This window comes from Candidatus Kuenenia sp. (assembly GCF_039794105.1).
Classification (GTDB): domain Bacteria; phylum Planctomycetota; class Brocadiia; order Brocadiales; family Brocadiaceae; genus Kuenenia.
In genome coordinates this window covers 1-13,319 of sequence record NZ_JBDIWA010000041.1, presented here as the reverse complement: position 1 = coordinate 13,319, position 13,319 = coordinate 1, and the positions used below count along the sequence as shown (strand labels likewise).

The window sequence follows — 13,319 nt, the reverse complement described above, 5'->3', positions numbered from 1 at the left end:
TATCCACTTGACGGGGGTGACATTTTAACAATATTATTGATTATGCATGACTTAAAGGAAACAACAGAATAATGGTGAAAAACAACTTTTTCGCTTTAATTTTCTAAGACTTACGATTTTACTCCCCTGGTCATGGGGATACCCCAATTACTTTTTAATGAGAAAGGATTTCTCTTTTCATGTGCACAAACGATATCAAATGGAATGCGGAAACTTCTGCAAGGGCTACCGATTACAGGAAAAGATGCTATGATACTTTTGTAAGCAAACAATGGGCAAAGTGGATAGAAATTACACCGGATAACTACGAACTACAATCCAAATTATTACATAAAAGATTTATAAACATCCTTCCGAAAGATAAAAACGCAGCTATTCTTGATATTGCTTGTGGTATAGGAGGATTTTTGTTTTTTTTACAAAAAGCAGGCTATAAAAATGCTATGGGAATAGATTTGTCAAACGAATCAATAGTTATTGCCAATAAGATGGGTATTAAAGATGTTGAACAGGCAGATATGTTTACTTTTCTTCCTTCGCACCGGGAAAAATTCGACATGATCATTGCAAGCCATATTATAGAACATCTCTCGAAACAGGAAATATTGACGCTTCTTGATTTGATTTATGAAAGTTTAAAACCAAATGGAACTGTTTTAATAAGGACGCCCAATGCCTCTTCTCTCACCGGCATAGCAAGGATATTTTTGGATTTTACCCATGAAACAGGGTTTACCCCCACCAGTTTAGGGCAAGTTCTGGAAACATGCAATTTTTCAGATATAATGGTCAAAGGAGAAGAGCCTGTATTTTTTGATCTCAAAAGTTCTGTACGAGCTATTTTATGGAAATGTTTAAAAATGTATTACAAGATTTTCAGTCTGATTGAAATCGGCACAGGCAGGGGCATTTATAAGTTTAACCGGATTTATACCCCGGATATATATGCCACAGGTACAAAAACAGATACCTGTAAAAATAATGTAACAATCTAGCTTTTTGAAAAATGTTCCTTGGCCTGTATGGCTATCAAAATAATTAATATCAATACACAGTGAGGTATTTTCTTACCATGAACAAAAAGGTTACCTTCATCGCACCATATGATGATTTAATGGCATATGGCATTAGAATCCTTTCATCATCATTGAGAAAAGAGGGGTTTTCGACAGAGATTATTTTTACACCCTATATCTTAAAACAGACGGATGCCCATTCTATAACCTCATTAGCGGATGCTATAAAAGAGATGACCCATGATTCATTCTTTGTGGGAATATCATTTTTCTCTTGTCATTTCAATGCGGTTAAGGCGCTTACCGAAGCAATACGAAACAAAATAAGGGCGCCTATAATGTGGGGAGGAAAACATATCTCTGCCAGGCCGGAAGATGCGGCAGGCTTTGCTGATATTGTCTGCATAGGTGAAGCGGAAATCGCAATAAAAAATCTTTTAAACGCCATGGCAAAAAACGATAATTATTACGACTTGAACGGATTTTGGTTTTTCAAAGACGGAAATTTCAAAAAAAACCAGCTTGCCCCTATTATTGAAGATCTTGATTCATTGCCATACCCCGATTATTCTCTGGAGGGACATTACCTGTGGGATGGAAAAACCATGCACAAAATGACCAAGGAATTATTGCAAGAGCATTTAAAAATAGCGGGAACAGTAGTTTATCAAACCCTTTCTTCACGGGGATGCCCATATAGCTGTACTTATTGTTCCACTTTTAAAGCCCTTTATTCGGACAGCGGATATTTGAGATTTCGCACTGCAGAAAACGTAATTGGTGAGCTGAAAGAAATGAAATTCCGCTTTCCCCGGATGCAGGCAATAACGTTTTGCGACGACAATTTTTTTGCTTTGAAAGAAGACCAGTTAGAAAAATATGCCGCTTTATATAGAAATGAAATCGGTTTGCCTTTCCGCTGTCTTGCCCATGCACATGATGTCAATAAAAAGAAACTGGAAATCCTTGTTGATGCAGGCATGAATGAATTACAAATTGGCATACAAACAGGTAGCGAAAAAACCAGAAAACTGTATAAAAGAGGCCCTTCTACCGACAAAGTTTTGGATGCTGTAGGACTGATTCACCAATTTAAGGGCAGATTAATGCCCTTCTACGATTTTATTATTGATAATCCATTCGAAGAGGAAGAAGACCTAATTGAAACCCTGCATATGATTCAGAAATTTCCCAGACCATATCGCCTGAACGTATTTTCCCTTATTTTTCTTCCTGGCACTGAATTGCAGAAAAAGGCTCAGGAAAAAGGACTTATCATCGACTTGACCCGGCAATTTGAATCTAGAAAAAAGAGTTATATTAACTTTCTTTTTTATCTCTATTGCCGTCCCATTCCACGATGGGTCATGGGGATACTCGTATCCAAACCAATGTTAAAGACAATGAAACACAAATTCATAGTCAATTTTTTATATTTCACGAGAGATTCTATAAAAAGACTGTTAAAGGGTAAGGCCGAAGTATGGGCTCCGGAGTAGGGGCTGAAAATCGTTCGACTGAGCTCACGACGAAGTCTTCAGCCCCTACAATAAAAATCCGCGTTTCATCCGTGTAAATCAGCGGCTAAAGAAATTTAATAAAAAAACAAAAGCAGATGAGTAGTAATATTTTATTAATCAAGACGCATGCTTTCGGCGATGTATTGCTTACTACTCCGGCAATACGCGCAATTTACAAAAATAACCCGGCAAATAAGATTTATTATTTCACCAGCAAATGGTCTTCAGGGGCGCTGTACAATAATCCCTATATCGCAAAAACTTTTGTATTAGACGATGACGCGCTTTTTGGAAGAAAATTATATAAAATCCTCCCTCTGATAATAAAATTAAGGAGATATAAATTTGAATCTATCATTGTTTTCAGCGCATCTAAATTTATCCATTTTCTTTCATGGTTAATAGGAGCGCCAAACAGGGTGGGGTTCGGCAATAGCAGTTTTATTAATCATAAGGTCAATCCGTCAGTGTTACAAAACCATTATGCCGCCGGAGCATATAATACATTGTTAGAGCCATTGTGCATACCGTGCAATGGAACTAAGCTCGATTTTCAGATAAAAGAAGTATGCATTCCTGAAAATCTGAGTACTTTTCTCAAAAAATACAAGTCTAATGTAATTGGACTTTTTTGCGGCGGTGGGAAAAACCCTCGTGATACGGTGTTGGTAAAGCAATGGGGCGCCAAAAAATTCATTGAACTGGCAAAATTGCTTTCTGCCGACGGATATGGATTTCTGCTTTTTGGGTCGATAGATGACCGTAAAGTAAACACAACACTAAAAGATGAACTTCATGATGCTGTTTTTGATTTAAGTGGCCAATATTCTTTTAATGAAACGGGATATTTAATGAAATTGTGCAGGCTCTTTGTTACAAATGATTCTGCCCCCTTTCATATTTCTTATGCACTTGCTATCCCGACAGTGTGTATTTTTGGTCCCAGCAATTCAAAATTACTTTCACCCCAATTGCCATTTTGCAGATATATTCAAAGCCGTGTAGAATGCAGTCCCTGTTATGGAAATGATATTTTTATCGGATGTACAAATCCTATTTGCATGGAAAACATTTCTGCAAATGACGTTTACAAAGAATGTAAATCGCTATTAAGTAAAAACTTTAATTATGAAAATGTTATTCGTTTTGTTGGTACACAACAGCAAAGAACTTAATTTTTAGAAAGGCAGATGCAGTGAAAGTCTTACTCATCAATCCCCCATATTTAAAAAAATTTTCCCGCCCACAGCGGAGTCCTGCAGTAACCAAAAGCGGCACTCTCTATTTTCCCCTGTGGCTGGCATATGCAACAGGCGTTTTGAAAGAAAAAGGGTTTGCAGTTAACCTCATAGATGCGCCTGCAGATAATTTATCCATTGATGACATTATTGAAAAAACCCGTACATTTCAGCCAAACCTTATTGTTCTTGATACAAGCACGCCAAGTATTGATAATGACGTTGCCGTCGCCCGCAGATTAAAAGAAACCTGTCCGTCTTCTTTCATAATACTGGTAGGAACGCATGTCTCAGCGCTTCCGGAGGAAGTGCTTAATAAAGAGAATAGCGTTGATGCAGTTGCCAGAAATGAATATGATTACACACTGCCTGACCTCGCTAAAATTTTATCTGAAAAAGGCGACCTGAAAACCGTTCATGGCATAAGCTATAGGAATGGCAATGAAATCATCCACAACCCGGGAAGGCCATATATTGAAAATCTCGACGAATTGCCGTTCGTAAGCAAGGTTTACAAAGAATTTCTCCGTATAGAAAATTATTTTAATCCGAACGCCCTCTACCCAATGGTCACAATTACCACTTCCAGAGGATGCCCTTTCCCATGTACCTTTTGTGTTTATCCTCAAACGTTAATGGGCAGAGGTTTTCGGCAAAGGAGTATTAATAATGTAGTGGAAGAAATGGAATATATTACAAAAAATTTCCCGCAGGCAAAGGCGATTTTCTTTGAGGATGATACGTTAACTGTTAATAAAAAACGGTGTAAAGAACTTGCGGAGTGCATTATTCAAAAGAAAGTACACATTTCATGGACAGCAAATGCAAGGGTTGGTCTGGATTACGAAACAATGCGGACAATGAAGACGGCAGGCTGCCGGTCACTTTGCGTCGGATTTGAAAGCGGAAGCCAGCAAGTACTTGACAACATGAAGAAAAAGCTGAGTCTTGCGGAAATGGAGGCTTTCATGGCAAATGCAAAAAAAGCCGGGATGTTAATACATGGCTGCTTTATGGCAGGGCTTCCCGGCGAGACAAAAGAAACACTTCAGGAAACACTACAGCTTGCAAAAAGGCTGAATCCGGATACTGTACAATTTTATCCTGTCATGGTTTATCCGGGAACGGAAGCATACAAGTGGTATAAGGAAAAAAGATTGATAACTACCGACAATTTCTCCGAATGGCTTACACCGGAAGGCTTGCATAACACTGTTATCAGTACGGAAGAATTATCATCCTATGATCTTGTAAGGTTCTGCGATGATGCAAGACGGTCTTTTTATCTAAGGCCTGGCTATCTTCTTTACAAATTAAAACAAATGATTGTACACCCAAGAGAAATAAAGAGGACGTTAAAATCAGCAAGGACGTTTTTAAAATATTTGCTAAGAGGTTCTGATGTGAAGCCAAAAATTCAATGCTGAATTAAAATATGGAACTTTTATGTTTTCTCCACAAATCGAGAATGTCACCACCTTATTCGGTATGAAATGATTATTTATTGGGATAAAGCAGACAGTATTTATGTTGTTGAAGTACCGGAACTACCAGGATGCATGGCGCACGGTAAATCAAAAAAAGAAGCACTGGAAAATGCAGAAAACGCAGTAACCCTTTGGTTAAAAACGACAAAAGAAGATGGTATTCAAATACCAGAACCCAAGGATCGTTTAATATATGTATAAATTATTGTATATAGTCATTAAATTAGGTTGGGTTTTAAAAGACAAAAACCCAACGGCATTCATTTTCACCCACCCCTCAATCCCCTCTTGGGCAGGGGATTGAGGGGTGGGTTTGTTCATTGCTTAACTGAAAATATTAAACTCCCTAAACATTTAATGTCATAGCAAGGCACGCCTTGCCACTACATGTTGAGGCTGTCGTATCCGCCTGCAACCAAATATGTTACAAACTTGAAACCCACAAAGCCAGATCAGCCACCGGCAATGGCTGGCACGACAGATATATAATCTCCGTCTTTTACCGGTGTTTCCAGATTATTGAGAAATCTGATATCCTCATCATTGAGATAAAAGTTGATAAACCTTCTTATCTGGCCGGAATCATCGCAAATCCTTTCTTTTATACCTTTGTAATTTGCTTCCAGATTGCTAATAATCTCGCCAATATTCTTTCCCTCTACCTTCACCTCCTCAACTCCATCCGTAAAGGTTCTCAAAGGCGTAGGTATGCGCACAGTCACCGACATAATTTTGCTCCTTTAAATTAACCATGGTAGGGTGGGGCAGCGCCCACCAAAATATCGCTCACTCGTTCACGTTGTTTGTCTTTCGGCCATTGGGACATGACGAGGAACGCAGACTGTCTGATAAACAAAGCCTGCCCTGTGGAATGAGTTTATCCCACAGGATAAATCCGCACAGATTTACGATTTACGATTTTTTTAATCTGTGTAATCGTTCGACTGAGATCACGACGAAGTCTGTGAAATCTGTGGTTCCTCTTTTATTAATTTATAATTTGCACCATGCTGAAAACCGCTTATATTACAAACAAATTAGAAATTTAGCGGTAATTTGGCTTTTTGAAAATATCCACACAAAGATGATACGGTCTCAAAAGTTAGTACCGGTACGTATCCGGTTTGAACGGACCTTCTACAGGAGTGTTGATATATTCAGACTGCTGTTTCGTCATACGGGTAATTACTCCTCCGAAGCCTTTCACCATTTCAGCGGCAACCTCCTCATCCAGTTTTTTGGGAAGAACCTTAATATAGACCGGTTCACGCTTAGACTTGGGTTTGCTTGCCCATGCCTCACGATAGAGATACATCTGTGCAAGCACTTGATTTGAGAATGACCCATCCATAACACGTGAGGGGTGGCCTGTTGCATTGCCAAGATTTACAAGCCGTCCTTCGGAAAGAAGAATAATATAATCTTCAGCGTCGTCGGATCTGTATATCTGGTGAACCTGCGGTTTCACCTCTTCCCACCTCCAGTTTTCACGCATAAATTTAGTGTCAATTTCAAGGTCAAAATGTCCGATATTGCAAACAATTGCCCCACGTTTAACGGCAGCTAATATATGACGGTCGCAGACATTTACATTGCCTGTCGCCGTTACGATCAGATCGGTCTTGTCCAGCAATTGTTTGTTTATACCATTCGCAGAACCATTATTTATTCCGTCTTTGTAAGGAGAAACCACCTCATATCCGTCCATACATGCCTGCATACCACAGATGGGGTCTATTTCAGAAATGCTCACAATCATGCCTTCCTGTCGCAAACTCTGGGCGGAACCCTTGCCTACATCACCATAACCAATAACAAGCGCCTTTTTACCGGAAAGAAGAATATCGGTGCCGCGTTTAATAGCATCATTTAAACTGTGGCGGCATCCATATTTATTGTCATTTTTAGATTTGGTTACAGCGTCATTGACATTTATAGCGGGAACCTTAAGCTCCCCTTTTATTAACATTTCGTGCAAACGGTGAACGCCGGTAGTTGTCTCTTCTGTAATGCCATGTATTTTTTCAAGCATCTCAGGATATTTCTCATGAACCATTGCAGTAAGATCGCCGCCGTCATCTAGCAACATATTAGCATCCCAGGTCTTGCCTTCTTTAAGAATAGTCTGTTCAATACACCACTCATACTCTTTTTCCGTCTGACCCTTCCATGCGTAAACGGCAATACCGGAATCCGCAATGGCCGCAGCAGCATGGTCTTGTGTGGAAAAAATATTACACGATGACCAGCGAACTTCAGCGCCTAGAGCACGAAGCGTTTTGATCAATACGGCTGTTTGGATTGTCATGTGGATACAGCCGATGATTTTAGCACCCTTAAGCGGCTGCTCTTTCTCATATTTTCTCCTGAGATTCATCAAAGCGGGCATCTCAGCTTCCGCTAGGGCAATCTCTCGATATCCCCAGTCTGCAAGGCCGATATCCGCCACTTTGTAATCCTGCTTAGAACTAACGTCGGCTTTTTTGTAATCCAACATAACCATTTTATTGCTCCTTTTTGCTAAGGTCAAAATTGCACATATAAACTGTTCCGAGGTTTTTAAAACCGTGAACCGTGAACCCGGAACCGTTTATACGATTGTAAAAGATAATGAAAATCTAAAAACATGCTTTTCCTATCTAATAATCACTGTTAACGCGCAACAGCCATTTTTTCTTCCATAACTCTGTCAAATTCGGCAAGGGAAGGGTTAATAATTTTTGGTTCAAATAATTTGTTAATTACGGCTTCCTGTGTTTTTAAACCATTTCCGGTAACAGAAATGACGATCGATTCATTGCGCGGTATCTTTCCTTGTTCGATCAGTTTCTTTGTAACTGCCACAGTAACGCCGCCTGCCGTCTCTGTAAAAATACCTTCTGTTCTCGCGAGTAATTTAATGCCCTCAACAAGTTCGTCATCCGTTACATCTTCTGCCCATCCTCCGGAGACATTAATACTTTTCACAGAATAATACCCATCCGCAGGGTTTCCAATTGCTATCGACTGTGCTATAGTATTGGGTTTTACAGGCCGTATAACATCCGTTTTGCCTTTAACCGCCGTAGTAATCGGAGAACTTCCGCTGGCCTGAGCTCCGTGTAATTTCGTATCTGCCCCATCAATGATGCCCAACTTCACAAATTCTTTTATGGCCTTCCCGATTTTTGTAATTAATGACCCGCCAGCCATAGGAACAACAATATGTTTTGGCGCCTTCCAGCCCAGTTGTTCCAGGATTTCATAACCAAATGTTTTTGATCCCTCGCCGTAATATGGCCTTATATTTACGTTTACAATTGCCCAACCATATTTATCGGCAATTTCAGAACATAACCTGTTTACCTGGTCATAATTTCCATTTACTTTTATCACATTAGGATTATATATCAGCGTACCGATAATCTTGCCCTGTTCGAGGTCTGCAGGCATAATAATATAACTTTCCAGGCACGCCTGAGCCGCCTGTGCGGCTACTGCATTTCCCAAATTGCCGGTAGTAGCGCATCCAACGGTCTTATAGCCAAATTCTTTTGCCTTTGACAATGCAGTTGAAACCACTCTGTCCTTAAATGAAAACGAAGGGTAATTTACCGAGTCATTTTTTACATAGAGTTCTTCTACGCCCAGAATTTTTGCCAGATTATTCGCCTTTACCAGCGGAGTAAATCCCACCTGGCTTCCAACAGTCGGTTCGCCGTCTATCGGGAGCAGTTCTTTGTAACGCCACATTGTATTGCTGCGCGATTGAATAACCTCTCTGTTTATAACCTTTTTAATGCCCTCGTAATCATAATCGACCTCTAAAGGCCCGAAACAAAAACTGCAAACATGCAATGGTTCTTTCGGATATTCTTTTCCGCATTCCCTGCATTTTAATCCGTTTACATAACCCATTTCTTTCTCCGTATATTTCAGCAATAAAAAAAGCCTCTTTCCTAAAAATAAGATAGGATGAGGCTTTTGTTTGTTATCCTATCTTATCTTTTCCCAAAAACTTGAGACAGGAATTAGCACCTGCACCATGTTCAGACGTAATCTGAACAGGCCGGTTGCTGTGGCTTCACAGGGCCAGTCCCTCTGCCACTCCGGATAAGATACTGTATTAAGTTAGGATTCTATCTGAAATCAGGTAAACAGTCAACCGTTAATCTGGAATCACAAATAATCAGAGTTCGACTCCCCGTTTAGTTCATTTTGTTTATCACAACACCGGTAATTAATTTGGGATAAAAATAGGTTGACTTTGGCGGCATTACCTTGCGTGCCAGAGCGATTTCCCTTACTTGTTCTATCAGGGTCGGCCGCAAAATAAATGCTGCCTGAAAAGCGCCTGATCGTACGAGCGATATAGCTTCTGTTTCATTCTTTACATACTTTATAAAATCCTTCAACCCAGCTTCGCTGGAGTTTATTTCCAATATCTTTTTTAAAACGATGCTATGGAGTATGCCTGCGTCTAAACGCTTCCACTCCGGATGGTCATTGGCAAACACCTTTTCTAATATCCTTTTATCATTTAACCGTAACAGGCTGTATCTATCACCTTGGCCTGCATACATTACGAAGCAATGGGGAGCGCTATCGCTATTGAGTTTTTGCATGATAGCATCAATCCCACCGCTGTTTTCCAGGTGTTCAATCTCAAAGAACTCTTTAAGACTATGCAGGACATGGTCTGGGTTAAAGTCCTTTATTTGCCGGACTACCCGATGAAAAGGGAATATCTGCAGCCCCGGATTATTCATGGAAACACACACCATCATCACATAATCCGAAGGTAATTCCCCATTTTGCCCGCCATTTTCTTTATGTCGCTGCTCTTTATAAACTAACGATGTTTCATAGCGATGGTGTCCATCAGCGATAAAAAGGGCTTTTTCCTTCATAAGTTCAATGAGCGTATCGATAGCCTTCTTTTCACTAATGACCCAAAGTCTATTGGTTACCCCGCTGTCATCAACAAAATCGATTTCCGGCTTTGTTGTGGTTATTGAATGTAAGTAATTATCGGCAGCATTGTCTTCATCGGGGAAAAGAGCAAATATTGAACTGAGATTTGCTTTGCATGATTGCATAAGTTTCAGGCGGTCTGCCTTGGGACCGGGAAGGGTCTGCTCGTGAGGATAAATGTATCCTGTATCAAACGGCTCAAGCCTTACCAACGCAATGAAGCCCCGGCGAATAAAATGCTTACCGCCATAGGAAAATTCCTGGTCATAGATGTAAATTGCCGGCGCATCCTCTTGTTTCAGTATGCCCGCCTTCATCCACTCGTCAAGAAATTCCGAGGCGCGGGTATATCTGTTATCCGCTTCCGTATCTTCGGGAAATTCCTTTCCCAAGTCCAAACGAATCATATTATTAGGATGATTATTGTAATACCTCTCCTGTTCTGCGGGAGATATGACATCATAAGGAGGCGTCACTACTGCCGAGCAATCTTTTACAATGTCATGATTGTATCGCAAACCACAAAAGGGTTTTATTATTGCCATATTTTACGACCACGCACCTTTCTTATACAACGTCAGTTTCCATAATTAAATACGCTGATAAAAACCGAATTTTCGTAACACTTTAGTTTTTGAAAAAGTAGGGGCGAAGCATTTGCCCGTTTGGGTATGAACGCATTTATGACAATTTATAGCAAATGCTTCGCCCCTACACTATGAGGCAAACATCGCTATTATTGGAATTTTTCAAAACCCTAAATTGTTACAAAACTTTTAAGTTCCTCATAATAATTCTTAAGATACTTAAGCTTGCCTATAAAAATCTCTTTATCGTCAGGAAGCCAATTCATCTGATTCTTTCGACATAATTCTTTAATAGATATTCTTTCATCTTTCTGAATTTTTTAGTCTCCCAATACTTTTTGATACTACGAATCCTGAATTCCGTCAGTATTGTATAGTTCTTACAGGCCATAGGTTTGCCATTTTTTGTAACCTGATATAAGAGCAGTGGAGACGCCTCATTTAAAAAAGCAACATCTACTTTTCCAGTTTGAAAGAAATCAATGACGGTATCGTAAACAGCGGTTTTATCATAACGCCGGTTTTCAAAATAAACACCGATATCGATATCGCTATCTTTATGAAAATTGTCTGTAAGTATCGAACCAAATAAAAAGATTATATCTGCCCCTGTAAGGTGCAGTAATTCACCATAATCCCTGTTAAGTATAATATCTTTTGTTATCATTGGATTTACACGATGTGTTCAGATTACAACTCTGAACACACAAGAATCTGTTTTAATGACTAGGCGCAGGTTACAAACTTGGCAATTATTCCAAAAGTTTTTTAAACTCCTCGATAGATAAGTATGCATCTCTTATTAATGACCGCAATAGACCACGCAACCGGCTTTCTCAAACGCTTTTACCGCCTCTTTACCAGAAATTACCGGCAGTTTTGATGCCACTTTATATTGTAACCTCAAAATAAGCCAACTCTTTGGTTTGCGTTACCAAATCCTTATCCAAAGCTTCCAAACAGGCCTTAATGGCGTCTTTTATATTTTCTATAGCATCCTCAATAGTGTCCCCTTGAGAATGGCATCCAGGTATAGCAGGACAGTGGGCTACATAACCAAAGTCTTCACCCTTTTCTATCAATACGCGATAAACCATAATATGGCACTCCATGATTCACACCTTCAAAAACTTATCAATAGCGTAGGTATTGGAAGCCAGAAGCCGGATTACTGTTTCTATTCTCCAACTTCTAGCCTCTCATGTATTTACTGCCCTACGTCCTTTGCACCCTCAGTAATAAACGATTACCTCACTTCAAACACCCGCTTCCTTACGTAACACATCTACCATATCTGTCTTTTCCCAGGTAAATGAATCCTCGGTGCGTCCAAAATGTCCGTGACGGGCAGTAATCTTATAAATTGGTCTTCTTAGATTCAATCTCTTAATAATACCGCTGGGCGTCATATCAAAAACTTTTTCACAAATCTGGGTAAGCCTTTCATCCGGGAGTTTACCAGTACCTTCTGTCGTAATGTGAACAGACAATGGTTTTGCCACTCCAATAGCATACGCCACCTGCGCCTCACACCTGTCTGCCAATCCTGCTGCGACTAAATTTTTTGCTATATGTCTGGCTGCATAACAGGCGCTTCTGTCCACCTTTGTTGGATCTTTTCCGGAGAAAGCACCCCCGCCATGACGACCCCATCCGCCATACGTATCAACGATAATCTTCCTGCCGGTCAAACCGCAATCCCCCTGAGGGCCACCGATTACAAAACGCCCTGTAGGATTAATATGATAAATCGTTTTGCTGTCCAGCAAGTTTGCCGGTATCACCTGTTTGGCAACCTTCTCGATCATGTCCGTTTTAATAGTATCATGTTTAACATCGGGGGCATGCTGCGTAGAAATAACAACGGTATGTACTCTGATAGGTTTGTGGCCTTCATATTCAACCGTAATCTGGGACTTAGCGTCCGGACGCAAATACTTTAATGTCCCGTTTTGCCTCAATTCGGCATGTTTTATGATTGCCCTGTGCGCCAGCATAATCGGAAGGGGCATTAATTCCGGCGTATCATTGCAAGCGTAGCCGAACATCATTCCCTGATCTCCGGCGCCTTCTTCTTTATGTAGTCCTTCACCGCTTACCCCCTGTGAAATATCAGGCGATTGTTTTCCAATGCTCGTAAGAACCGCGCAGGTATTATAGTCAAATCCCATAGACGCATCGCAATAGCCTATTTCTTTTATCGTATTCCTTACGATATCGGGTATATTTACATTCGCATTCGTGGTAAATTCACCCGCAACAAAAGCAACCCCTGTTGTCACCAAAGTTTCACAAGCGACCCTGCTCATAGGGTCTTGTTCCAGCATAGCATCTAATACGCTATCGGATATCTGATCAGCTATTTTGTCAGGGTGTCCCATTGAAACAGATTCCGAAGTAAATAAATACCTTCCACTCCTCATAGCAATACAGTCCTCTCTTCCAAAAAATGTTCTCTCAATATATTCATATTACGATTTACAACGCCCATTTGTTTTGTTACCGCTAATTGCGCCCT

The 13,319-nt window shown here is 40.2% G+C and carries 12 protein-coding genes and 1 riboswitch; of the genes, 5 read left to right on the top strand and 7 right to left on the bottom strand.

Annotation, left to right across the window (positions count from 1 at the left end; genetic code table 11):
• Positions 1-179 precede the first annotated feature (179 nt).
• The 5 genes from ABJL82_RS14770 (at position 180) to ABJL82_RS14750 (ending at position 5,462) form a co-directional block, all read left to right on the top strand.
• Positions 180-995 (top strand): class I SAM-dependent methyltransferase, encoded by an 816-nt coding sequence (locus tag ABJL82_RS14770; protein ID WP_347275469.1) that lies wholly within the window; start codon positions 180-182, stop codon positions 993-995.
• A 77-nt stretch (positions 996-1,072) separates the two neighbouring features.
• Positions 1,073-2,515, top strand: coding sequence for a radical SAM protein (locus ABJL82_RS14765; RefSeq protein WP_347275468.1), 1,443 nt, complete (start codon positions 1,073-1,075; stop codon positions 2,513-2,515).
• Between the two features lie 116 nt (positions 2,516-2,631).
• Positions 2,632-3,711: a glycosyltransferase family 9 protein gene (locus ABJL82_RS14760; protein ID WP_347275467.1), complete on the top strand. Its 1,080-nt coding sequence runs from the start codon at positions 2,632-2,634 to the stop codon at positions 3,709-3,711.
• A gap of 20 nt (positions 3,712-3,731) precedes the next feature.
• On the top strand, positions 3,732-5,201 hold the full coding sequence (locus tag ABJL82_RS14755) for a radical SAM protein (RefSeq protein ID WP_347275466.1): 1,470 nt from the start codon (positions 3,732-3,734) through the stop codon (positions 5,199-5,201).
• A 66-nt stretch (positions 5,202-5,267) separates the two neighbouring features.
• Positions 5,268-5,462: a type II toxin-antitoxin system HicB family antitoxin gene (locus ABJL82_RS14750; RefSeq protein ID WP_347275465.1), complete on the top strand. Its 195-nt coding sequence runs from the start codon at positions 5,268-5,270 to the stop codon at positions 5,460-5,462.
• Positions 5,463-5,713: 251 nt separating this feature from the next.
• Here the strand turns inward: ABJL82_RS14750 and ABJL82_RS14745 are convergent, their stop codons facing one another.
• The 7 genes from ABJL82_RS14745 to metK form a co-directional block, all read right to left on the bottom strand.
• Positions 5,714-5,989: a MoaD/ThiS family protein gene (locus tag ABJL82_RS14745; protein WP_347275464.1), complete on the bottom strand. Its 276-nt coding sequence runs from the start codon at positions 5,987-5,989 to the stop codon at positions 5,714-5,716.
• A 374-nt stretch (positions 5,990-6,363) separates the two neighbouring features.
• Positions 6,364-7,764, bottom strand: coding sequence for an adenosylhomocysteinase (gene ahcY, locus ABJL82_RS14740; RefSeq protein ID WP_347275463.1), 1,401 nt, complete (start codon positions 7,762-7,764; stop codon positions 6,364-6,366).
• A gap of 149 nt (positions 7,765-7,913) precedes the next feature.
• Positions 7,914-9,158 (bottom strand): threonine synthase, encoded by a 1,245-nt coding sequence (gene thrC, locus ABJL82_RS14735; RefSeq protein WP_347275462.1) that lies wholly within the window; start codon positions 9,156-9,158, stop codon positions 7,914-7,916.
• Positions 9,159-9,238: 80 nt separating this feature from the next.
• Positions 9,239-9,360: riboswitch (SAM riboswitch) on the bottom strand.
• A gap of 88 nt (positions 9,361-9,448) precedes the next feature.
• Complete coding sequence (locus tag ABJL82_RS14730; RefSeq protein WP_347275461.1) at positions 9,449-10,759, bottom strand: DUF1015 domain-containing protein; 1,311 nt, start codon at positions 10,757-10,759, stop codon at positions 9,449-9,451.
• Between the two features lie 304 nt (positions 10,760-11,063).
• The gene (locus ABJL82_RS14725) at positions 11,064-11,468 is read right to left on the bottom strand and encodes a nucleotidyltransferase domain-containing protein (protein ID WP_347275460.1); all 405 of its coding nucleotides are present in this window, start codon (positions 11,466-11,468) and stop codon (positions 11,064-11,066) included.
• A 223-nt stretch (positions 11,469-11,691) separates the two neighbouring features.
• On the bottom strand, positions 11,692-11,898 hold the full coding sequence (locus tag ABJL82_RS14720) for a type II toxin-antitoxin system HicB family antitoxin (RefSeq protein ID WP_347275459.1): 207 nt from the start codon (positions 11,896-11,898) through the stop codon (positions 11,692-11,694).
• A 159-nt stretch (positions 11,899-12,057) separates the two neighbouring features.
• A complete protein-coding gene (gene metK, locus ABJL82_RS14715; RefSeq protein ID WP_347275457.1) occupies positions 12,058-13,224 on the bottom strand; it encodes a methionine adenosyltransferase in 1,167 nt (388 codons plus the stop codon).
• Between the last annotated feature and the right edge of the window lie 95 nt (positions 13,225-13,319).

What these genes read in the sequence shown, in the direction of transcription:
- ABJL82_RS14770 (WP_347275469.1), top strand. Translation starts at nt 180, where the DNA reads ATGTGCACAAACGATATCAAATGGAATGCGGAAACTTCTGCAAGGGCT.
- ABJL82_RS14765 (WP_347275468.1), top strand. Translation starts at nt 1,073, where the DNA reads ATGAACAAAAAGGTTACCTTCATCGCACCATATGATGATTTAATGGCA.
- ABJL82_RS14760 (WP_347275467.1), top strand. Translation starts at nt 2,632, where the DNA reads ATGAGTAGTAATATTTTATTAATCAAGACGCATGCTTTCGGCGATGTA.
- ABJL82_RS14750 (WP_347275465.1), top strand. Translation starts at nt 5,268, where the DNA reads ATGATTATTTATTGGGATAAAGCAGACAGTATTTATGTTGTTGAAGTA.
- ABJL82_RS14745 (WP_347275464.1), bottom strand. Translation starts at nt 5,989, where the DNA reads ATGTCGGTGACTGTGCGCATACCTACGCCTTTGAGAACCTTTACGGAT.
- ahcY (WP_347275463.1), bottom strand. Translation starts at nt 7,764, where the DNA reads ATGGTTATGTTGGATTACAAAAAAGCCGACGTTAGTTCTAAGCAGGAT.
- thrC (WP_347275462.1), bottom strand. Translation starts at nt 9,158, where the DNA reads ATGGGTTATGTAAACGGATTAAAATGCAGGGAATGCGGAAAAGAATAT.
- ABJL82_RS14730 (WP_347275461.1), bottom strand. Translation starts at nt 10,759, where the DNA reads ATGGCAATAATAAAACCCTTTTGTGGTTTGCGATACAATCATGACATT.
- ABJL82_RS14725 (WP_347275460.1), bottom strand. Translation starts at nt 11,468, where the DNA reads ATGATAACAAAAGATATTATACTTAACAGGGATTATGGTGAATTACTG.
- ABJL82_RS14720 (WP_347275459.1), bottom strand. Translation starts at nt 11,898, where the DNA reads ATGGTTTATCGCGTATTGATAGAAAAGGGTGAAGACTTTGGTTATGTA.
- metK (WP_347275457.1), bottom strand. Translation starts at nt 13,224, where the DNA reads ATGAGGAGTGGAAGGTATTTATTTACTTCGGAATCTGTTTCAATGGGA.